This is a genomic window from Lutibacter maritimus (assembly GCF_900116115.1).
Classification (GTDB): domain Bacteria; phylum Bacteroidota; class Bacteroidia; order Flavobacteriales; family Flavobacteriaceae; genus Lutibacter; species Lutibacter maritimus.
This window is the reverse complement of record NZ_FOZP01000006.1, coordinates 1-23481: the sequence shown is the minus strand read 5'-3', so window position 1 is coordinate 23481 and position 23481 is coordinate 1. Positions and strand designations below refer to the sequence as shown.

Genomic DNA, 23481 nt, shown 5'->3' with positions numbered 1-23481 from the left:
ATATGAAAAAAATGTTAAAAAAAATAGGATTTCATTTAATGGCAGTTGGTCTGTTAGTTTCTTGCTCAGATTTTGAGGATATGAATGTAGATCCAACCGCTGCTTCTGTAGATCAGGTACAAGTAGAATATTTTATAAATAGCTCAATTATTGGAGCACAACAAGACCCAAATATTGCTGAAAGAGTATTTGTACTATATTGGAAAGACGCCGGACGTATGGATAGAATTGGTTCCTTATCAGAAGGGTATTATAGTGAAGACTGGAGTAGTCAATACTACACGTATGTTTCAAGATGGTTAAAAGATATCAACACTGCTGTTAGAGTTGCTGACGAGCAAATAGAATCTGGAAATTCAAAAGCTTATACTAATAATTTAAAGCAAATTGCAAGAATTTGGAGAGCATATTTAATGAGTGAAATGGCAGATAATTTTGGGCCAATGCCAATTGATGGTTTTCAAGGTATAAATCCAGATTATAATAGCGTTAAAGATGTTTATTACTTTATTCTTGATGAGTTAAGAGAAGCTTCAAATTCTTTAGAATTAGATGTTAATAATCCAGATAATCTTAAAAATGGAGATCCTGCTTATGGTTATAATTATACAAAATGGAAACAATATGCAAATTCTTTAAGAATGCGTTTTGCAATGCGTTTATCTGAAGTTGATGCTGCTAAAGCAAAAACAGAATTTGAAGATGCTGTAAGTGGAAGTGTTTATATTTCTTTATTAGATGATAATTTTGCAGTTCAAGAAAAAGATGGATGGAATGATTTAGCTGGAGTTATGTCTAGAGAATGGAACAGTCAATATTTATCTGCAACATCTAATAATTTAATGATTGGTTTAGGTGGAGTAACATCTGAATCTATGTTATCAGCAGATAAACATTCTTATATTAAACCAGCCAATTATATAGGGTTAAAATACGATGACCATTTTACTACACTAACAAACGATCCATCAGCAGGTTTTTGGTTTGATGGTCTTCATAATTCAATAGATCCAAGAGCTTATGATGCGTATCCAATTCCTGGAGATTTTGATAATCCAGAGTTTAATAAATATCCATCTTGGGCTTCTAATGCAACAACAACTAAAAGAAATTTATTAGATGATGCTGGAAATACACTTCAAGAAATTGAAGCTGCATTTACTTGGAATGCTCCAGCTACTGGAGATTGGGGCGAAAAAGGGTCTAAAAATAGACTGTATTGGTATCAAGGAACTTTACCTCGTTTAGCTAGTAAATATAGAAATAGTACAATGAAACGTGTATTTTTTGGATCTTGGGAATCATATTTTTTAATTGCAGAAGCAGCCGTGAAAGGATGGAATGTTCCTATGAGTGGAAAATCTGCCTATGAAGAAGGAATTAGACAAAGTTTTAGTTACTCAAATGTTTCAGCATATGTTGATAGTTATCTTACCTCAGAAAATTATAATAGAGTTGGAACTTCGGTTAGTTGGAATCATACGGCTGAACCTCCAGCAACTGTGGTAATGAATTATATTGATGGTTATACAGGAACTCCTGGTACATATAATTTTAAATATCCATCCAATACAATTTATCAAGGAGGAAGTGTTAAAAACGATTTGTTGACTAAAATTATAACACAAAAATTTATAGCACAAACACCTTGGTTACCTCTAGAAACTTGGAATGATCATAGAAGACTTGGGTTGCCATTTTTTGAAAACCCAGCTATTGAAAACCTTTTACCTGATTCACCTAATTTAACATTAGGTAATTATATGACAAATAGTGTAAAAGTATTTCCTCAACGTTTAAAATATCCTTCAGGAATTTCAAACAACGTTCCAAAAGGTTATAAACAAGCTGTAGAATTTTTAGAAGGACCAGATAATGTTTTCACTCCATTATGGTGGGCTAAACATTAATACAAATTTTCACATTAATATCTATAAGTATTTGAATTAATAGTTTTGTTTAATAAGGAATCAGTAAAATTATTGCTGATTCCTTTTTTTTAAAATGAATTTTCGAAAAAATAGATTGTTTTTCAATTAAAAAAAATAAAAAATGAAAGAAAAAATTGTAATTGGGGTTGATGTTGGAGGTAGTCATATTAGTTGTGCTGCAATTAATATTGAAACAGGAACTATTTTACAAAAAACTTTAATAAGTGTAAAAATTTCAAATTCTGAAAAAAAAAATGTTTTACTAAGCGTTTGGAGCCAAGCTATTTTGGATTGTAAAAAAAACTTACCAGTTAATTCTGATTTTTTAGGAGTTGGTATTGCTATTCCAGGTCCTTTTGATTATGAAAATGGGATTGGGTTATATGATAATTCAAATCAAAAGTTTTTGGATTTAAAAAACGTAAATGTAAAAGAAGCATTGTTAGAAAATTTAGCATTGTCACAACATCAAATTAAATTTGTAAATGATGCAACTGCATTTTCATTAGGAAGTTACTGGTATGGTAGTGGAAAAGGAAGTGAAAAAATGGTTGCAATTACATTAGGAACGGGATTTGGTTCGTCTTTTATTAATAATGGAAAAGTTATTGAAGAAGGTAAAACAGTACCTGAAAATGGTTATTTGTGGGATCAACCATACAAAGACGGAATAGCAGATGATTACTTTTCAACTCGCTGGTTTGTAAATAATTTCAACAATATTTCATCAAAAAAAGTAACTGGAGTAAAGCAAGTTGCAGAATTTGTTAAAGAAGGAGATGTAGAAGCTATAAAATTATTTAATGAATTTGGGCAAAATCTAGCCGAATGTTTAACATCACATTTAATAAACTTTAATGCAGATGTTGTTGTAATGGGAGGGAATATTGCTGAAGCTTTTGAATTATTTAAACCAAGTTTATATAAAAAATTAAAAGATAGTGGATTAGAAATTCCATTTAAAATATCCATCTTAAAAGAAAGCGCGGCTATGTTAGGAGCTGCTACATTATTCAAATAACAAAATGAACCAAATTATGAGTAATAAAAAAATAAGTACCCTTCCTATCTTTTTAGCCTTTTTATGTATGGGTTTTGGAGATGTAGTAGGACCAATGGTAAGTTTAGCAAAAGAAACGTTTGAACTTACAAATTTTTTAGCAACTTTATTGCCTTTTAGTGGGTTTTTAATGTTTGGTATTTTATCTATTCCAATGGGAATTTACCAAGATAGAAAAGGGAAAAAAAATGTATTGCTAATAGGATTGGCAATTGCATTTATAGGCCTGTTATTACCAATTTTTTCTGGTATGTATGGTCCAATTGTTCAATCTACAGCTATTGAATTGCAATCTAAGTTTTATGTAATTTTGGGTTCTATTTTGTTGTTAGGGGCCGGAGCAACAGTGTTGCAGGTATCAGGAAACCCAATAATGAGAGATGTTTCCGTTCCTGGTAGATATTCTAGTAATTTATCATTAGGACAATCCATAAAAGCAATTGGTTCTTCACTAGGATTTTTACTGCCACCATTTGCATTGATGGTAGGAATGGATTGGACTTTATTATTTCCAATTTATGCAATATTGATTTTAATAACATTTGGGTGGACAAGTACTTTAAAAGTAAAAGAAATAAAACATGAAGATGAAAAACCTGCATCATTAGTTAGTTGTTTGTCTTTGTTAAAAAATAAATACGTTTTAATGATGGTGTTATCCATTTTTGTTTACGTAGGAGCTGAAGTTTCAATGAGTTCAGGAATACCAATTTTATTAAATGAAGAGTTTGGTATAGAAGGATTTAGTTTATGGCTAAGTTGGGCATTATTCTTTTTACCAATATTAATTGGACGATTTTTAGGCGCAGCTATTTTAACTAAAATAAAACCAATCAAATTTTTATTTGTAACAGTAATAATGGCCATTTTAGGCGTTTTATTATTGCTATTTGGTAATACAATAATTGCTTATACAGGAATAATATTAGTTGGATTGGGATTTGCAAATATTTTTCCTTTGGTATTTTCAATAACAGTCGATAAATTACCAGAAAGAGCTAATGAATTAAGTGGTTTAATGGTAACGGCAATAGTTGGAGGAGCATTTATTCCACCAATTATGGGTTATGTAGCAGATTTAACAAGTATATTGTGGGGATTTTTTGTACCGTTAGCTTGTTTAATATATATATTATTTTCGGCAATTATAGCTTCAAAAAAATAAGTATTAATTTTATAGTTGAATTATAATTTAAAAAACCACTCATAATAGAGTGGTTTTTTTCTTTGCAATTTCCCTAAATTAACAATAGACTATATTCTTTTTCTTGATAGCAAATTTAAATATTGAAAAAAACTATTAAGAATGAATTACACCCTTTTGATAGGGGGATTTTCCCCTTTTTACAATGTTTTTAGTAATTCATTAACAGCGGTTTTTAATTGAGAATCTTTACCTTTTGCTTTTTCATCAGGATAATTATCAATTACAACATCTGGCATAGCAGGTGTAAAGTCCATATTTTTTTCAGATGATTTTACATACCAACCTCTAAATGGAACTCTAACATAAGAACCATCTATTAAAGTTTGTCCACCAGTTGATATTACTGCTCCAAAAGTTGGAATACCTACTAATTTACCAATACCTAATTCTTTATATGCATGTGAAAAAATTTCAGCGTTTGAGTAACTTGCTTGGTTACAAATGGCTACAGACGGTTTAGTCCAAGCAGCTAAAGGTAATCGTTCGCTATATGGATAATAATTTTTAAAATCTTTATGGTCTTTGCTTAAATCGTTAGATGCGCCTCTAGGAATAGTATAAGCGTGTTGTTTTACACTTAAAACAGCCATTAAATAATCGGTTGTCCAACCTCCACCATTATATCTAACATCTATTACAATACCTTCTTTTCCTAAACCAGCAGCAGTTAATTCTCTTTCAAAATGCTCAAAACTTTCCCAGTTCATTCCTTGAATGTGAACATATCCTAATCTTCCATTTGAATAAATATCAGTTAAACGTTTACATTCTTTTACCCAAGCATTGTAATTATCTTCTCTACCACTTGATTTTGGTCTAATTATTACTTCTTTTTCTTTTCCGTTTGAAGAAACACCTAAAATTATTTTTTCATTATTAGAAGCTACTAAATGTTTGTAAATATTTTCAGAAACTGATACAGGTTCACCGTTTACAGACGTTATAATATCTCCCATAACAAGTTTGCTCATTTCTCTATCGGCAGCTGAGTTTGGAACAACTTTGCTTATTTTTAATTTTCCGTTTGATGTTGGCTCAAATTCAACGCCTAAAATACCAGTTGTTTCATCTTGAAGTTCTTTGCGTTCTTCACCACGATACATTCCCATATGACTGGCATTAATTTGCCCTAACATAATATTGAAAATGTATTTAAAATCTTCTCTAGTTGATGCTTTTAAAGCCAATGGTTTATAAGTGTTTTTTAATGATGTCCAATTTTGCCCATGATGATTTGGATCGTAAAAACGGTCTTGAATTGTGTTCCAAGCTTCTTCAAAAATTTGATTAGCTTCCTCCGTATAATTAATATTCATTTTTGCAGAAAACGGCAAACTTTCTTTTTTTAAGCCAGCTATTTTTATTCGGTTGGCTTTTCCTTTGCTTAAATAATAAATAAAATCTTCTTTAGCTGATAAAGAAATATTTCTTGGACTGGAATTTCCAGTTGTTATTTCTTTGTTTTCTTTTCCATCCCAATTAATTTGAAATAAATCGGATGTAACATCAGGATTTCCTCTTCCACTATTGCCAGTTGTGTAGTAAAAAGTTTTTCCATCTTTAGAAACAGCAGCTAAATATTCGCCACCGTTATACGATGTAACTTGTTGCTGACGTTCATGAATATCTTCAAAATCTATAATCACATCAACAACTTTTTTTTCTGTTTTTTCTTCAGATTTGTCCTCTTTTTTATCCTTCTTTTCATCGCTTGCTTCTTCCCAATCTTGTTTTGTTTTTTCCCAATCTTTTTTCTGTAACCACACAAACCAAATATCGTGATCGCCATTGTTTCTGTTAGAAGAAAAAACTATTTTAGATCCATCATCACTCCAAATTGCTCTAGAATCTGACTTTGGATGCATTGAAATATTTACAGGTTTTTTACTATTATCAGCTTTATGAATATAAATTTCTTCATTAAAATATAAATCGCTTAAACTATAAGTTATCCATTTAGAATCTGGAGACCAAGCTATTCCAGATGGTGTATCCCAACCATTTACAAGCGTAATTTCATTAGTTATTTTAGCCTCTTCAGAGATATTAGCAACAATCAATTCAGAGCCATTATTGTAAGCGATTTGTTTTTTATTTGGTGCTAGTTTTATATTGGTGATACCTTTTTTACTGTTTGTGATTTGTGTAATTTTATGTTTTAATGAAGTGAAAATATTTTTGTTGTTAACATCATTAGATGTTACAGTATAAATATTATTTTTCCCATTTCTATCAGAAACAAATAGCAAAGTATTATCATTTAACCAAGTAACGTCTTCATCTTTATAAGCAGAATTTGAAACATTTACAGCTCTACTTTTATCTGGATTATTTTCAAGAATAAAAATCTCACCTCTAATTACAATAGCGCTTAATTTACCATTAGGTGAAACTTCAATTTCTGAAGCATTTGAAGTGAATGTTTTTCTTTCAATAGGGTCAAACCTATAATCACTATGTATGGTAATATTTATTGGAGTAACTTTTTTAGTATTTACATTTACTGTTGAAACTTTATCACCAGAAACCATGACTAAATCTGTACCGTTTTTACTTAAATTAAATGAAAATATTCCCATATCTTTTAAGAAAGTAATTTGTGAAATATCGCCAGATTTATTTCCGTTTTCATCAATATTAACTTTATGAACATTGTATTTGTCTGTTAGTGCAGACTGAAAATAAAGCGTGTTGTTATTTGCCCATTGCGGTGCTAAATCCTGTCCTTCAAAAGTTGTGATTTGGTTGTATTTATCATTTTTAATATCGTACACCCAAATATCTCTATTAGCAGGTCCTTTATAAGCTTCGCGTTCAATTCTACAAGAACCTCTAGTAAAAGCTATAAATTTTTTGTTTGGAGATAACGTAGCATCAAAACCAACGGCATTTAACAATCTAAAAGGTGTTCCTCCATTTGCACTCACATACTGAACTTCTGGTTCGCGTTCTAGTTGAACAAATTCTCTTGCTGTTGCAAAATAAATAGTTCCATCGGCTGTAAAATCTGTTACTTTATCATTTGCAGAATGGTATGTGATGCGTTTTGGAATTCCGCCGTTAACAGAAATAGTAAAAACATCATCATTTCCAAAACGATCACTTTGGAAAGCAATTGTTTTTCCATCGGCACTCCAAATAGGATTGGCATCGTATGCTTCGTGTATTGTAAGTCTTTTTAAATTTTCACCATGAATATCAACAGTCCAAATGTCGCCTTGATAATTAAATGCAATTAATTTTCCATCGGGACTTAATGCAGGTGTGTTAATTAGCGGATTGTTTTGTGAAAATACTATAGATGTTGCTAAAATACATAATGTTACAAGTAATTTGTTTTTCATAAAGTTTGATTATTTGGGTATATAATCAAAGTTACAATTTTGAAATACTGTTAGTGAGTTTTTTAGAAGGATTTTAACAAAAATTTAAGGTTTGACTTAGCCACTCTTTTTATGTTTTGTATATAAATTCATAACTTTCTTTTGTATATTGTTTTGATATATTAAATTGTTTTTAGTTTTTTTAATGTTATTTTTGCACGCTATTTAGTTTAAATAGTAAAGGTTACTTTTTCATGAATAGCTCAAAAGCAATTTTTTATATGATTTTTAGCGTAATCGCATTTGCGCTAATGAACGCTGTAGTAAAATATTTAAATGATTTTAGTGCATATCAAATTGTCTTTTTTAGGTCAATAGGTACTTTGCTTTTTACGATTCCATTAATTTTAAAGCACCAAATTCCTATTCTTGGAAACAATAAAAAATGGTTGCTTATTAGAGGTGTTGCGGGTGTAATATCTTTAACATGTTTCTTTCAATCTTTAAATTATTTAACTCTTGGTACTGCTGTTTCATTGAGATATACATCTCCAATTTTCGCATCAATTTTCGCATTTTTTTTCTTAAAAGAAAAAATAAAACCAATGCAATGGTTGCTGTTTTTAGTTGCATTTATAGGCGTTTTAACTATTAAAGGATTTGGGGGGAATATAAATTCTATAGGTTTTATATTAGCTATTTTATCTGCAATTTTTTTAGGTGTCATTTTTGTGTTGATTCGTAAAATTGGAGATTCAGAAAATCCATTGGTAATTATTAATTATTTTATGGTTATGGCATTTGTTTTTGGCGGAGTAATGTCTGTCAACCAGTGGAAGTCTCCAAATTTCATAGAATGGTTGTTACTACTAAGTTTAGGAGTTTTTGGTTATGTTGGTCAATTGTATTTAACAAAAGCATTCCAAACTCATGAAACAAATGTTATTGCTCCATTAAAATATTTAGAAGTAGTTTTTATGATTATGATTGGAGCTTTTTGGTTTGGAGAAATCTATAATTTATGGACTCTTTTAGGTATTTTACTAATTATGTTTAGTTTAATCTATAATGTTTATTTAAAGAGAAAAAAAGTTAATATTTAACCTAGCCATCCTTCTCTATCTAAACTTCTGTATTGAATTGCCTCTGATATATGTGAAGATGAAATATTTTCAGTTCCGTCTAAATCAGCGATGGTTCTTGAAACTTTTAAAATTCTGTCGTAAGCTCTTGCTGATAGATTTAAACGTTCCATAGCATTTTTTAAAAGTATCTTGCTTTCATCACTTAATTTACAAAATTTTCGAATTTGATTTACACTCATTTGAGCATTGTAATGCACATTTTCTATTTTATGAAATCGTTTCGACTGAATTTCTCTTGCTTTTGTAACGCGTTCTCTTATAATTTTACTTGGTTCGCCTAATCGTTCTTCTGAAAGTTTTTCAAACGGAACAGGGTTTACTTCAATATGAATATCAATCCGGTCTAATAACGGGCCAGATATTTTACTTAAATAACGTTGCATTTCGGCTGGTGATGAGGTAACTGGAGCATCAGGATCATTAAAATAGCCACTTGGACTTGGGTTCATACTTGCTACCAACATAAAACTACTTGGATATGTAACAGTAAATTTTGCACGAGAAATTGTAACTTCTCTATCTTCTAAAGGTTGACGCATAACTTCTAAAACAGTACGTTTAAATTCAGGTAATTCATCTAAAAATAAAACGCCATTATGAGATAACGAAATTTCGCCAGGCTGCGGATATTGACCGCCTCCAACTAACGCAACATCGGAAATTGTATGATGAGGTGATCTAAATGGGCGTTGACTCATTAATCCAGCGTCTTTTACTTTTCCAACAACTGAATGAATTTTTGTGGTTTCTAGCGCTTCTTGTAAAGTCATTGGTGGTAAAATTGATGCTAACCGTTTACTTAACATAGTTTTTCCACTTCCTGGAGGTCCAACTAAAATGATGTTATGTCCACCTGCCGCAGCAATTTCCATAGATCTTTTTACAGACTCTTGTCCTTTTACATCAGCGAAATCAAATTCAGGATTGTTTAAATTTTTATAAAACTCAGCTCTTGTATCAATTATAGTTTGTTCTAAAGCTATATTTTTATCAAAAAAATGAATGACTTCGGTTATGTTTTCAATTCCATAAACTTTTAATCCGTTTACTATTGCAGCCTCTTTAGCATTTTGTTTTGGTAAAATAAAACCGACAAAACCTTCTTCTAAAGCTTTTATGGCAATAGGTAAGGCTCCTTTTATAGGTTGTAAACTTCCGTCTAATGAAAGTTCACCCATAATAATGTATTTGTCAATGTTATCTGATTTTATTTGATTGGAAGCTGCTAAAATTCCTACAGCTAGAGTTAAATCGTAGGCGGAACCTTCTTTTCTCAGATCTGCCGGTGCCATATTTATGGTAATTTTTTTTCCTGGTAATTTGTAACCGTTGTTGTTAAGTGCTGCTGAAATTCTATAACTACTTTCTTTAATAGCATTATCGGGTAAACCAACCAAATGATAGCCAATTCCTTTATCTATATTTACTTCAACAATAATAGTAGTAGCTTCAACACCGAAAACGGCGCTACCAAAAATTTTAACAAGCATAGCAATTTGTTTATATATTTTAAAACTTTATGAAAAGTTTTTTTGTTGATTCACGTTCAACCAGTTTTGTTTTAATAATTTCTGTTTTAATATCTTCAAAATCAATTTTTTCTTCAATCTTATTAATTAACCTTGCGGCTGCAGTTTCACCTGTTGTGTGTGCAAACCTATTAACACTTGTTAGTGGCGGTGTGCTGTAGCGTGATATCATTCCGTTTGTAAAACCAATAATAGAAACTTCTTCAGGTATTTTAATATTTTTTGCATCTAATGCCTGAATGGTTATGGCTCCTGAAATTTCATCAACTGTAAAAATACCATCAACTTTGTTTGTATCCAACATTTTTATAATTCGTTCTTTCAAATTGGTTTCATCATGTTGACGAATAATTAAGTTTTCATTGATTGGAAAATCATATTTTTTAAGTGCTTTTCTGTAACCTTTAGCACTAAATTCACTAACATTTAAACCTTCTGAAACGGAGACCAATGCTATATTTTTACAACCAGATTTCATTAAAAATCGAGTTGCTTTATAGGCGCTTTTTACAGTATCAGTAACTACTTTATCACAATTAATATCTTGGTGTGTTCTATCGTATAAAACAATTGGAGTTCCTTCTTCTAAAATATCATGAAAATGATCAAATTTTTGAAGTTTTAATGTTTCTTCAGACATGCAAGCTATGAAACCATCAATGGTACCGTTAGACAACATTTGCATGGTGTCTACCTCTTTTTTATAAGATTCATTTGTGATGCAAGTTATAATATTATAGCCTTTTTCGGTAGCAACTTTTTCAATTCCACGCAAAACTCTGGCAAAATAATAAGTAAGAATATTTGGTATAATAATACCAATAGTTTTGGTTTTTTTGTTTTGTAGGCTTAATGCTAAAGTATTTGGTTTATACTTATGCAATTTTGCGTATTCTTGAATTTTTTTCTTTGTTTCATCACTAATTTCATAACTATCATTTAAAGCTTTAGAAACAGTTGAAATTGAAACGTGCAGTGCTTGTGCAATTTGTTTTATGGTTATTCTCTTACTCATTTTTAGGTAAAATAGTTAGTTTAGTAGACGTTGTAATTATTTCTTTTTTATTCATTTTCATTTTTCTGAATTGTCCTTTGTTATACATTTCAACTTGATCTTTAAAATGTTTACTAAAAGGGTTTCCAGACTGACCAGTTGGTAGAATACTAATACTGTTCTCAATGTCTGAAAAATCTATAATTCTTCTTGTTGAAGGTCCGGCAGTAATTTTATAAATACCACTATCATTATATTCAAAACCTCTATTGTCAATAACTTCTCTTGCGCCATTCATTGGAAAAGGTCCTACGTTAAAATACTTTTTTAAGTAAGAAATTGTTCCTATCGGATGCGGATGCTCTAAGGTATGAACTTTTCCCCAATTCCATAGCATAATATTGTCTCCAAGTTGATTTTCTAATGAATTAATTGCTTGGGTAAATGATGTTGTTAAAATTTCTTTCTTAGTTTCTTTTATATTATTGGTATTAACATTGTCCCACCAGATGGAATTTTCTTTTTCAATTTGGTTTGCAATCATTCGTTTCATTAAATGTGTTGCATTAAGTTGGTTAAATAATTTTTCACCTAATTCATCTTCAAAAGTATTTTTTAAATACAGATATATCCATTTGTTATAAATTGTAGGAGCAACATTATCAATAGTGTTAGAACCATCCCAAAGTTGTAAAATATCAATGGCGTTTTGTTCGTTTTTGGAAAACGAATTATAGTCCATAATTGATGTAAATTCTTTAATAATGTCTGATGAAACTGATGAAGTATTATCATTAATCATTTGACTCATTGTTTCTTTGGTCCAATTATTTTTTGGTTCTAATAGTTGAACAATTCTTTTGGCTCTGTCTTCAGGTAAATAATAACCAGGATATAAAATATTGGCAATTGTATCTGGTTGATTATTTGCGGAATAGACATAATTCCAAGAAGGATTTTCAGCCATTGGGTTTTGGTTAAAATCTAAATATTCTTCAACATCATCTTCTCCAGATGCGCCATTTAAAATAAACTTTCTATTGGCATTTGATTTTAATTTATACAATTTACCAGCAGCCCACCAAGCAATATTTCCATCAGCATCTCCGTACATTATATTTAATCCTGGAGCGTGGATCATAGAAACTCCTTTTTTAATATCGGCCATTTTAGTTGCCCTAGAAATGTGGTATAATGCTTCTAAAACATTGGCATCAATTTTTGTGTAAATCCAAGACATTGCAATGGGTTCGGTTTGCGAAATTCCGTCAATAGCATTGTTCATTATTGGACCGTGATTGGTAGATTTTATTTCAACTAATATATCATCTTCATTTTTAACTTTAATTGTTTTACTAGTTGTTGTGTAATTAGAATAACCATTTGCTGTTTTATATTGATTATTATTTGTAGGATTGTTTTCTTCTTGGTAAAAATCAATATCATCATTTTCAAACATGGTTAAACCATAAGCATATTTTCTGTTGTGGCCTAAAAGTGGAAAAGCTACACCAGCAATATGATAACCATACATTTCATAATTTGGCGTAACAATGTGTGCTTCAAACCAAACCGAAGGTTGTGAATAACCAATATGTGGGTCGTTTGCAAAAAGCACTTTTCCTGTTGTTGTTTTTTTTGACGAAACTACCCAGCTATTACTACCAATAAAAGGCGGTATTGGTGATGTTTTTAAAACTTCTGAGGCTTGAACAATAAGGTTTTCAAAACTTTCTATGGTTGATTTAGAGGTTTTTATAAAAGTTGAATTTGGATTGCTGTCAATATTTAATTCCTTTAAATAATTTTCGCCTAATTTTTGTTGAATTACAGATAATAGCGGGTCTGTTTTTTGAGCCATTGCAAAACTAAAAGACATATAGCCAAGTATATTGTACATGTCTTTTAATGTGTATTTTTCTTTTTCAATACCAATTAAAGTAAACTCAATAGGTGTTGGGCCATTTTCTATAAACTGATTTACACCATTTAAATATGCGGTGCATAATTTATATGTTTCACTATTTTTATCTAATTTTTCAATGGTTTTTTTTGATGCCTCATCAATTCCTAATTTAGAAAAAAACAGATCGTTTTTAACCATGTCTTTACCAAAAATCTCTGAAAGTCTGGCAGGAGCGATGCGACGCATTAATTCCATTTGAAACAACCTGTCTTGCGCGTGAACGTAGCCTAAAGCAGTTAAAGCATCTTCTTGGTTTTGTGCATAAATATGAGGAATCCCATAATCATCAAAATATACAGAAGTCTCATCTTCAATATTATCTAATTGTAATTCGCCTGCATAAGTCGGTTTTAGGCTGTTGAAATAAATCCAAATTCCAGCAAAAAATAGTAGTATTATTACTACAATTGATATGAAAATCTTTTTAAGAATTCGCATTTATATGTATATTTTTTTAGTTACATCAAATATAATATTTTTTCTGTTACGAAACGTAATAGTAAAAAATATTTGTCTAAAAGTAAAGAATATTTTACATTTGAAAATATTTATAATATAAACAATATGAACGCTAGATTTTTAATATCGCACAATTACAAACTGTTAGGTTGGTTTTTATTTATTACAGGAATTATTTTTGGTGTTGTTATGCTGATTAATGATTTTGATTATTTTAATTTAGAAGTTCCTGTTTTTCCTTTGGTTGGTGAAACCGGAATATTCTCAAAAAACCCATCACTTCAATGGAGTTTTAATAATATTTCTGATGAAATTGTGGCTATTGTTTTAATTATTGGAGGCATTATAGTTGCTTTTTCTAAAACAAAAGATGAAGATGAATATATCTCAAGAATTAGAATGGAATCACTTATATGGGCAACGTATGTAAACTATTTTATATTAGTTTTAGCCATACTGTTTGTTTATGATTTAAGCTTTTTTACAGTGTTAATTTTAAATATGTTTACTGTATTATTGTTTTTTATATTGCGTTTTCATTTTATTTTGTACAAAACTAAAAAAGCTGCAACTAATGAAGAATAATATTAAAGTTGAACGTGCAATACTTAATATTACTCAGGCAAAATTAGCTGAAATGATTGGTGTTAGCAGACAAACAGTAAATGCAATGGAGTTAAATAAGTATGTACCTTCAACTGTTTTAGCTTTAAAAATTTCAGAGATATTTGATAAAAATGTTAATGAAATTTTCTTTTTAGAAAAAGGTGATTAAAGATATTTCTCCTTTATAACTTTTAAGTGATGCACTTGATGTCCAGCAATTATAAAACCTAATGCTCTAACAGACATATCGCTACCATTTATAGCGCCAGATAACGTGTACATTTCATCTGTAAAACTTTTAAAAAGTTGAATGCTTGCATTACGAACAAATGTAAATTCATCTAATAATTCTTCAATATTTCTATCATTTCCGTTAGAATTTTCAACATACCAATTTTCATTAAAACCAGGTAAATCTGTTGCGTCATTTCTTGAAAAACGTAAGGCTCTATAACTTAAAACTCGTTCAGCATCAATAATATGCTGAACAAGTTCTTTAATGGTCCATTTACCTTCCTGATATCTGTAAGTTAGTTTTTCTTTTGGTAAATGTTGTATTGTGTTTAATAAATCGTCTAATGAATCATTTAGTATATCAAACAATTCTACAGTTCCTAATGACGTAATATAATTTTTATAAAAAGGGGCGTATTCGTTTTCGTTTATTTGTAAAGTTGTCATAATTTAAGCGGAGTTTCTACTTGCATTTATATTTCCAAATAAAGATCTGGTGACCATTTTTTCAAATACTTTCATTAACTCAGGATCTGCATTTTTATCTTTTGTAAGTTTCTGAATGTTCATTAATGCATATTGCTGAATGGTAATTAATGGTAATACAATATTTTCACGAATATCAATAGATGCTTTTCCAACTTTGTTGCTTTGCATTAACTCGGTATAGCCTGCTAATTTTAAAATTAAACGTTTGGTAGTTAGATATTCATCGTGAATTACTTTCCAAAATTCGCCAAATTCTTCATCTTTTTCCATGTATTGAGTTAATTCAAAGAAAGATTTTGAAAGTGACATCATACTGTTCCCAACCAATGTTTTAAAGAAATCACAAGTGTTGTAAAATTTCTTTAATTTATCAAATTCACCAGCATCTTCATACTTTTTTAAAGCAGTTCCAACGCCGTAAAAACCTGGAACATTTTGTTTTAATTGACTCCAAGAGCCTACAAAAGGAATGGCTCTTAAATCAGAAAAATTAAGTTCATCACCACTTGATCGTTTAGATGGTCTGCTTCCAATATTTGTTTTCGCATAATATTTAAGCGTACTCATTCTTTCTAAATATGGTAAAAACTTTGGATGATTTTTAAAATCAGAATATGCTTGATAGCTTGTTGTTGCCAAATCATTCATAATTTCAGTATCATTTTTAGTCATGATATGATTTGGGTTTGTAAACAATTCATTTGAAACTCCGGCACTTAATAATTGTTCAATATTATATTGTGCAGCATCTTGTGTGCCAAAATTTGAACTAATTGTTTGTCCTTGCACCGTTAATTGAATTTCTTCATTTTCAATAGTTGGTCCTAAAGAAGCATAAAATTGATGTGTTTTTCCACCACCACGTGCAGGAGGTCCGCCACGCCCATCAAAAAAGATAACTTTAATGCCGTAATTTCTAGATATTTTTGTTAGGTTTTCTTTGGCTCTAAATATTGCCCAGTTTGCCATTAAATAACCACCATCTTTTGTTCCGTCAGAAAAACCTAGCATAATGGTTTGTTTGTTTCCTCTTTCGGCTAAATGTTTCATATAAGCTTCATTAGAATACAATTTATTCATCACGCTTTCGGCATTTGTTAAATCGTTAATGGTTTCAAAAAGCGGAATAATATCGGCAGTTATATTGTGTTTAAAACCACATAAATTAAACATTGCAAAAGTTTCCATAACGTTTACAGCTTTTTGATTGTTGCTAATAATGTATCTATTAGCTCCGCGTTCTCCGTTACTTTTTTGTATAGATTTTATGGCTAAAATAGAACCTAATGTTTTGGTAACCATTTCGTTTTCAAATATAGAGATGTCTATAGTGTCTTCAACTTTAGAAAGGATTTCAATTTGTTCATCTTCAGAAAGTTCTAGATAATTTTCTGGAAACGATTTGTTGCCGTTATTAATTAAGGTTGTAACTATTTCTGAAAAAACATTGTGGTGTACTCTACTATCTTGTCTAATATCAAGTGTTGCAAAGTGGTAACCAAATAAATGAACTTTATTTAAAAAGTCATTGATTTCTTCTAAATAAAGTGATTGATGTTTTGTAACTAAAATGTCTTTTATATGCTCTAATTTACCAATAAATTCTTCTAAGGAATACATGGTGTTTAAATCTGGATTTACACTGTTATCAAACAATAATTTTTCTAAATCGGTAATTAATTGTTCAACGCCATTAAAAGTCAGTCGCTTTTTTAAAATGCGGATATCTCTGTAATAATTTTTAAGTATTGTTTGTTTTAAACGTTTGGCAACATTTAAGGTAATTTCTGTAGTTACAAACGGATTTCCATCTCTATCACCACCTGGCCAAAATCCTAAGTTAATAATATTATTGTCTACTTTTTGACCTTCAAAAATATTACTTTGGATGTAGTTGTAAGTATCTGAAACAGAGTGGTAAAATACATTTTCTAAATACCAAATTAAACTTACAGCTTCATCATAAGGTGATGGTTTAACGTGTTTAAAAAAGGGTGTTTTTCCTAACTGAGCTAATAATTTATTTATTAATAACAAATCGTTTTTTTCAATAGCTTCAGCTAAATCTGTAATAATTCCTAAAACTGGACCAGGATAAAATTGTGTTGGATGTGCTGTTAAAACAATCCTAACTTTAAAGTCTTCTAAATGTTTTCTTAATGCTTCCTTTTTATTTTCTTGTGTGGCAGTTTCTTTGGTGTTTCTCATAGTTCCAACACCATCCATATTGTTTACAATTGGAAACGCGGCATCTTCAATTGCATCAAATAAAACAACTTGACGCTCAATGTATTGAATAAATCGAAATAATAAATTTATTTTTTCTTCTTGCGAAGGGTTTTGCTGGTAAGCATCAAAAAATTGTTCCACAATTTCTACTGGGTCTTTTTTTTGTGCAAATCCACTTTCACAAATGTCATGAAACAGCGGTAATAAAACACCTGTTTTTGAAATAGTATCAAACGGTAGTGTCATAAAAATACTGTTGTAAATTTGGTATTTAGATAATACGTTTTCGTTGAATCTAGTAAGTTTTGGCTGTTTATGCATAAGGTATAATATTAATTTTTGGCGAAAAATACAAAAGCTACTGTAAATTTGTATTTTAAATATTGAAATTTAACGAAATCGTTTTTTTTGTAAATCAATTTTGTTTTCGTTTTAATTGTCTTATTTGTTTGATATTAAAAGGCCACATTATTATAAGGAATTAATTTTTAAAATGTTTGACGTTTTTTTTGAAATTTTAAATCTTTCATCTAAACGCTTACCAATTACCCAAACAATTTCATTATTTGAACATAGCAACCACGTATTTTCTTTGTCGTTTAATGAAAATTTTTCATCCTTAAAATATTTGCTTAATTTCTTTTTTCCGTTTAAACCAATTGGATAAAAGAAATCTCCTTTTTCCCATTTTCTAATTATTAATGGAAACTGAATTTTATCTAAATCAATTGAAATTGTATTTTCTGTATCAAAAATAATGGTTTCAAAAGCTTTATTATCCATATTTGTTGATGAAATTGGAATGGTAATAGTTTCAAAAGTTAAATGGATTGGCGTATCAATTTCTTTAGTATTTACGTGAATTTCTATAGGTGTAATTGCACTTAAATTAGTAATGGAAGTTAATACTAAAACATCTCTATTTTTTAATAATTGATGTGTTTTGCTCAGTATTTTTTTACCAGTTTGTGCATCTAATAAATCTGCAATGTCATTCCATTCTGTAAATCCGTAGTTATGTAAAAGTTCAAATAAATATATTTTTGGATTGCTTAAATTTTTTAAAATTTCAATATTAAAATGTGTTTCATTATTTGTTTTTGAAACTACTTTTTCTTCAATATTTTTAATTTGATCTTTAACAATTTGCTGACTTCCTTTTAAATTTTCTAACGTGTTATAAAAGGTTTCTAGTAAATTTGGATTTAATTCTTTTAAAACCGGAACAATTTTATGGCGAATTTTATTTCTGAAATATTTAATGGAAGAATTAGAACCATCTTCTCGCCAAATTAGTTTCTTTTTGGTAGCATACACTAACACTTCTTGGCGGATAAATGGAAGCATTGGTCTAACAATTTTTCCATTAACTTCTGGAATTCCAGTTAAACCATCTAGTCCAGTTCCACGAGTTAAATTAATTAAAAATGTTTCAATTACATCGTCTTTATGATGCGCGGTAATTATGTAATCTAACTCATTCTCTTTTAAAATTTTTTCAAACCAAGTATATCTTAATTCACGCGCTGCCATTTGGGTAGATAATCCTTTTTCTTTGGCATATTCTTCGGTGTTAAATTTAATGGTATACGTTGGTAAATTGTATTTTTCTCCTAATTCTTGTACAAACTCTTCGTCTTTATTGCTTTCTTTTCCTCTTAAGCCAAAATTGCAATGTGCTAATGAAATAGAATATTTCAATTTACGTAATAAATGAGTTAACACAACACTGTCAATTCCTCCAGAAATAGCAATTAAAAGCTTTTTGTTTTTTAAAAAAGGAAGATTTGTATCTATATGGTTTCTTAATTCAGATTTCATTGGGTTGCAAGAAAAAATTTGTTTTTAGCTGTTTTAAGTTTAATTTCAAATAGTGTAAATATACTTATTTAGTGTTTAATAACACTTGTTTCATAGCTTTTGCTTTTAGCAAACATTCTTCATATTCTTTTTCTGGTTCCGATTTTGAAGTAATGGCACCACCAACCGAATAGGATACATATTTATTTGTTGCATTATACAAAATACTTCTTATAATAACATTAAAATCAAAATCGCCGTTTGGTGTAAAATAACCTACTGCGCCAGAGTAAATTCCGCGTTTTGTTTCTTCTACTGCTTCAATAATTTTCATTGCCGAAATTTTTGGTGCGCCAGTCATACTTCCCATCGGAAAAGTGTCTTTTATAATATCAACCGGATGAACCGAGTCTTTAATTTTACAAGTTACTGTTGAAATTAATTGATGCACTTGTTCAAAAGTATATACTTTGCATAATTCTTCAACTTTTACAGTTCCTTTTATGGCAGAGCGTGATAAATCGTTTCTTACCAAATCTACAATCATAATATTTTCGGCACGTTCTTTTGGATTTTGCTCTAATTGATTTATTAATTTTTGGTCTTCAACTACAGTAGAAGCTCTTTTTTCAGTTCCTTTAATTGGTTGTGAAATTACTGTTTCTCCATCTTTTTTAAGATAGCGTTCTGGTGAAGCAGACAATAAAAATTTATCGTTTAACTTTAAAAAGGTTGCAAAAGGCGGTTTTGAAATTTTATTTAAATTCTGATAAATCTCCAACGGATTTATGGTTGAATTTTCACTGTAAAATTCCTGACAAAAGTTGGCTTCGTAAATATCACCTCGATGAATATGGTTTAAAACGGTATTTAATTTTTTAAAATATTCATCTTTATGAACACGAAGTTTAATCTTTATTTGCTTATTGCCTTTTATCTTTTGATTGTTATTTTTTTGTTTGGAAATTTCTTCTAAATCTAAATGGATTTCATTTTCGAAATTTGAAATGTATTTTACTTCAACAGTGTTTCCTTTAATAAAGAACAATTTTTTAGGTTGAAAAAAGTACAAATCTGGAAAACCTAAACCATCAAAATTGTTTGATGATAAATTTTCAGTAGCATTCTTTAAATCGTAACTTAAATAGCCAAAAATAAAATCGCTTGTGTTGGTTTGGTAACTTTTTAATTGTTGAAATGCATTTTTATAAGAGCTTTCAATATGTGAAAACGAATCAACAGCTAAAACAGCATCAAAATTAGAATGCTTTTGATGGTAGTTGTTACTGTCTAACCAAACGGCAACTTTAAATTGTTGCGCCCAAAGCAACAATTGCGATTTAAATTCAGCAATATTGTTTTGATGAAAAATATAATTGGTTCGTTGCATTGTTGCAAAAATAGACTTTTACAGAGTATTATTAATATCCGTTATACTGAATTTATTTCAGTTTGACGAAATTTTTAAACCATTTAACTTTTCAACGTTAAGCTAAAATTAGCTATGTATAGCTCTGTCATTAACAGCTAAACAAGCTTCTTTAAATGCTTCGGTAAATGTTGGATGTGCGTGAGAAGAACGTGCAATATCTTCACTTGAAGCTCTAAATTCCATAGCAATAACAGCTTCAGCAATCATATCAGCAGCTCTAGCTCCAATCATATGAACTCCTAAAATTTCATCGGTTTCAGCATCTGCTAGTACTTTAATTTGTCCGTCTAAGTCCATACTTGCTCTGGCTCTTCCCAATGCACGCATTGCAAAAGTTCCAGATTTGTAATTTACACCAGCTTCTTTTAATTGCTCTTCAGTTTTACCAACAGCAGCAACTTCTGGCCAAGTATATACAACACCCGGAATTAAATTATAATCTATATGTGGTTTTTGTCCAGCAATTAATTCGGCAACTAATGTTCCTTCTTCTTCTGCTTTATGTGCTAACATGGCGCCTTTAACAACATCGCCAATAGCATAAATATTAGAAACATTGGTTTGTAAATGTTCGTTGGTTTCAATTTGACCTCTTTCAGAAACTTTAATACCAACTTTATCTAAGCCTAAACCTTCGGTATATGGTTTTCTTCCAACTGAAATTAAGGTATAGTCACCTTTAAATTCAACTGGATTACCTTTTTTATCGTCTGCAATTACAACAACTTCGTTTCCTTTATTTTCAACTGAAGTAACTTTATGACTTGTATATATTTTTAAGCCTTGCTTTTTTAATGATTTTTGCAATTCTTTTGATAACATTGCATCCATTCCTGGTGTAATGTTTGGCATATATTCAATGACCGAAACTTCAGATCCTAATCTGCTATAAACTGAGCCTAATTCTAAACCAATTACACCACCACCAATTACAATTAAATGTTTAGGAATTTCGGTTAAACTTAATGCTTCTGTTGAAGTTATTACTCTTTTTTTATCTACAGAAATAAAAGGTAAAGATGCTGGTTTTGAGCCGGTTGCTATAATTGTTTTTGATGCTTCAATGGTTTCAGACGTTCCATCAGTTTTTGAGATTACTATATGTGTAGCGTCAGAGAAACTTCCAACTCCTTGAAATACATCAATGTTATTTTTATCCATTAAATAATTAATGCCACCAGAAGTTTGAGCAACTACTTCGTTTTTTCGTGCAATCATTTGTTGAAAGTTTACACTTAAATCAGAAACATTTATTCCATGAGTTTTAAAATGTTTGGTTGCATCGTAATAATGATGTGAAGAATCTAATAAAGCTTTTGAAGGAATACATCCTACATTTAAACAAGTTCCACCAAGTGTATTGTATTTTTCTATAATAGCAGTTTTTAATCCTAATTGTGCACATCTAATGGCTGCAACATATCCTCCAGGACCAGAGCCAATTACAGCTACATCGTAATTATTCATTGTAATAATCTTAATAGTTCAATTGCAAAAATAGCCATTTTATTTTATATCAATTATCAATTTTAGGAAATTAATATAAGTTCCTAATTAAAAAATTCTTTAAAAAAGCATGATAAAAATCATATTAAAGCAGAAAAATAAAAAATATTTTATACCGTTTGTTTGAAAAATCTTTCCATTTGTTAAATTCACATGAAAAAACAACTGATATATAGTTAGTTATCTACTTTTTGGAGTATATTTGTTTTAGAAATATGTTTCCCCACAGATTTCATTTTTATTTTGACCCTACAAATAAATATAATCAATAAGTTAAGTTGATTTGTGTTTATAAGTTAATTTTCAAGGTTGTTTAATTGCAATTATTGAAGTTTTGCTGTCCCCCAAACTTTTACTTGGTGGAATATTTACTCTAGTTTTTTGAAAAAATAAAGAATATGAAAAAAATTACTTTTATTAGATTTTTGACTTTGTTAACCTTATTGTTTACAGTAATAACTGGGTTTTCGCAAACAGTTGGACTGCCACAGATTTCAGGATGTTCATATTCTGGTTGTAATGCAGGGGATTTAACAATTACCAAAGCTTACATTGCATTAGATAATAATGTTCCTTTAACATCTTGTACTGCTGGCACAACAGTAAATGCATTTTTATATATTCATGTTAATACAGGTCCAAAATACAATATATATGTACAGTTTGATTTGTATAATGGTGCTACTAAAGTAAATGGAATTAACAAATTTACTTATGCAGAACCAGTGACAGGTACGCTTATACCAAATACACCAATTAAAATTGCACCAATTACATTTACATGTGGAGATGAGTTGGAATTGAAGAATATTTATGTTTCTTGGAAAACGGGTGGAGCAAGTTCAAATCCAGCAAGCTGTGCAGGTGTAGGAGGTGCAGGATCTAAATGTGCTGATGCTTCTGCTATTCCGAATATACCTGTAAATACACCTATTTCTCCTAATTTCACATATTCAAAAAGTTGTGATGGAGATTCCTATGAAAAAGTTGTATTTACAAATACTTCAACTGGTGGAGATGGAACAAAAGCTTATTCTTGGAATTTTGGTGCTGGAGCTAGCCCAGCCACAGCCAATACAGTTGGACCGCATACAGTAACTTATTCTTCGGGAGGTTCAAAAATGGTTTCTTTGACTGTTACGGATGCTGACAATGATATGGCAACTAAGACGACTTCCGTAACTGTTTTGTCTTGTTGTAATTTATCAATAACAAATATTTCATCAACAAATGTAAGTTGTTTTGAAGGTAATAATGGAACAGTTACCGCAACGATTTCTGGAGCGGCAGGTACGCCTGTATACGATTTGTTGTATTCTTCAACAAGTGGAGGTGTTTATAGTAATGCAGGCTTACCAACAAATGGAGATGCAAATGGTATCTATAGTGGTTTATCAAAAGGATTTTATAAAGTTAATGTTGTCGATGATAATAATTGTAATGTTACAAGTAATTATGTAGAAGTTACTCAACCAGCAGCAGCCGTTGTAGTTAGTGGTACACAAACCAATGTGTTATGTAATGGCGGATCTACAGGAGCGATAGATTTAAGTGTAGTTGGTGGAAGCGGT

At 30.1% G+C, this 23481-nt stretch carries 15 protein-coding genes and 1 pseudogene; 7 read left to right on the top strand and 9 right to left on the bottom strand.

Annotation, left to right across the window (positions count from 1 at the left end; genetic code table 11):
- Positions 1 to 2 precede the first annotated feature (2 nt).
- The 3 genes from BM335_RS10460 to BM335_RS10450 all read left to right on the top strand — a co-directional run bounded on the left by BM335_RS10460 (position 3) and on the right by BM335_RS10450 (position 4156).
- Positions 3 to 1910: a SusD/RagB family nutrient-binding outer membrane lipoprotein gene (locus tag BM335_RS10460; protein WP_090226804.1), complete on the top strand. Its 1908-nt coding sequence runs from the start codon at positions 3 to 5 to the stop codon at positions 1908 to 1910.
- 142 nt (positions 1911 to 2052) lie between these two features.
- Positions 2053 to 2952, top strand: coding sequence for an ROK family protein (locus tag BM335_RS10455; RefSeq protein WP_090226801.1), 900 nt, complete (start codon positions 2053 to 2055; stop codon positions 2950 to 2952).
- A gap of 16 nt (positions 2953 to 2968) precedes the next feature.
- A complete protein-coding gene (locus BM335_RS10450; protein ID WP_090227731.1) occupies positions 2969 to 4156 on the top strand; it encodes an MFS transporter in 1188 nt (395 codons plus the stop codon).
- Between the two features lie 179 nt (positions 4157 to 4335).
- Here BM335_RS10450 and BM335_RS10445 read toward each other — a convergent pair whose 3' ends face one another.
- Positions 4336 to 7542 carry a S41 family peptidase gene (locus BM335_RS10445; RefSeq protein WP_090226798.1) on the bottom strand — a complete coding sequence of 1069 codons (3207 nt, stop codon included), beginning with the start codon at positions 7540 to 7542 and terminating at the stop codon, positions 4336 to 4338.
- Between the two features lie 233 nt (positions 7543 to 7775).
- Between BM335_RS10445 and BM335_RS10440 the strand changes: the two genes are divergently transcribed.
- Positions 7776 to 8624: a DMT family transporter gene (locus tag BM335_RS10440; RefSeq protein ID WP_262493866.1), complete on the top strand. Its 849-nt coding sequence runs from the start codon at positions 7776 to 7778 to the stop codon at positions 8622 to 8624.
- Here BM335_RS10440 and BM335_RS10435 read toward each other — a convergent pair.
- From BM335_RS10435 to BM335_RS10425, 3 genes are read right to left on the bottom strand one after another with little or no spacing between them, the layout of a single operon-like run.
- On the bottom strand, positions 8621 to 10156 hold the full coding sequence (locus BM335_RS10435) for a YifB family Mg chelatase-like AAA ATPase (protein ID WP_090226795.1): 1536 nt from the start codon (positions 10154 to 10156) through the stop codon (positions 8621 to 8623). The genes BM335_RS10440 and BM335_RS10435 overlap by 4 nt on opposite strands.
- 19 nt (positions 10157 to 10175) lie before the next feature.
- Positions 10176 to 11210, bottom strand: coding sequence for a LacI family DNA-binding transcriptional regulator (locus BM335_RS10430; RefSeq protein WP_090226792.1), 1035 nt, complete (start codon positions 11208 to 11210; stop codon positions 10176 to 10178).
- The gene (locus tag BM335_RS10425) at positions 11203 to 13593 is read right to left on the bottom strand and encodes a penicillin acylase family protein (protein ID WP_090226787.1); all 2391 of its coding nucleotides are present in this window, start codon (positions 13591 to 13593) and stop codon (positions 11203 to 11205) included. The genes BM335_RS10430 and BM335_RS10425 overlap by 8 nt, the downstream gene beginning before the upstream one ends.
- Positions 13594 to 13719: 126 nt before the next feature.
- Between BM335_RS10425 and BM335_RS10420 the strand changes: the two genes are divergently transcribed.
- Positions 13720 to 14199 (top strand): hypothetical protein, encoded by a 480-nt coding sequence (locus tag BM335_RS10420; protein WP_090226781.1) that lies wholly within the window; start codon positions 13720 to 13722, stop codon positions 14197 to 14199.
- Positions 14189 to 14389 (top strand): helix-turn-helix transcriptional regulator, encoded by a 201-nt coding sequence (locus BM335_RS10415; protein WP_177219192.1) that lies wholly within the window; start codon positions 14189 to 14191, stop codon positions 14387 to 14389. The genes BM335_RS10420 and BM335_RS10415 overlap by 11 nt, the downstream gene beginning before the upstream one ends.
- Here BM335_RS10415 and BM335_RS10410 read toward each other — a convergent pair.
- The 5 genes from BM335_RS10410 to lpdA all read right to left on the bottom strand — a co-directional run bounded on the left by BM335_RS10410 (position 14386) and on the right by lpdA (position 21871).
- Positions 14386 to 14901 (bottom strand): DinB family protein, encoded by a 516-nt coding sequence (locus BM335_RS10410; protein ID WP_090226777.1) that lies wholly within the window; start codon positions 14899 to 14901, stop codon positions 14386 to 14388. The two genes, BM335_RS10415 and BM335_RS10410, sit on opposite strands and share 4 nt — an antisense overlap.
- 3 nt (positions 14902 to 14904) lie before the next feature.
- Positions 14905 to 17493, bottom strand: a complete 2589-nt coding sequence (locus tag BM335_RS10405; protein ID WP_090226774.1) for a phosphoenolpyruvate carboxylase — start codon at positions 17491 to 17493, stop codon at positions 14905 to 14907.
- Between the two features lie 150 nt (positions 17494 to 17643).
- Positions 17644 to 18993, bottom strand: coding sequence for a tRNA lysidine(34) synthetase TilS (tilS, locus tag BM335_RS10400; protein ID WP_090226768.1), 1350 nt, complete (start codon positions 18991 to 18993; stop codon positions 17644 to 17646).
- Positions 18994 to 19057: 64 nt separating this feature from the next.
- Positions 19058 to 20362 carry an aminodeoxychorismate synthase component I gene (gene pabB / locus BM335_RS10395; RefSeq protein WP_090226764.1) on the bottom strand — a complete coding sequence of 435 codons (1305 nt, stop codon included), beginning with the start codon at positions 20360 to 20362 and terminating at the stop codon, positions 19058 to 19060.
- 108 nt (positions 20363 to 20470) lie between these two features.
- Positions 20471 to 21871 carry a dihydrolipoyl dehydrogenase gene (gene lpdA / locus BM335_RS10390; RefSeq protein WP_090226761.1) on the bottom strand — a complete coding sequence of 467 codons (1401 nt, stop codon included), beginning with the start codon at positions 21869 to 21871 and terminating at the stop codon, positions 20471 to 20473.
- Between the two features lie 437 nt (positions 21872 to 22308).
- Here lpdA and BM335_RS10385 point away from each other — a divergent pair.
- Positions 22309 to 23481, top strand: a pseudogene (locus BM335_RS10385) (hypothetical protein); the annotation flags it as partial.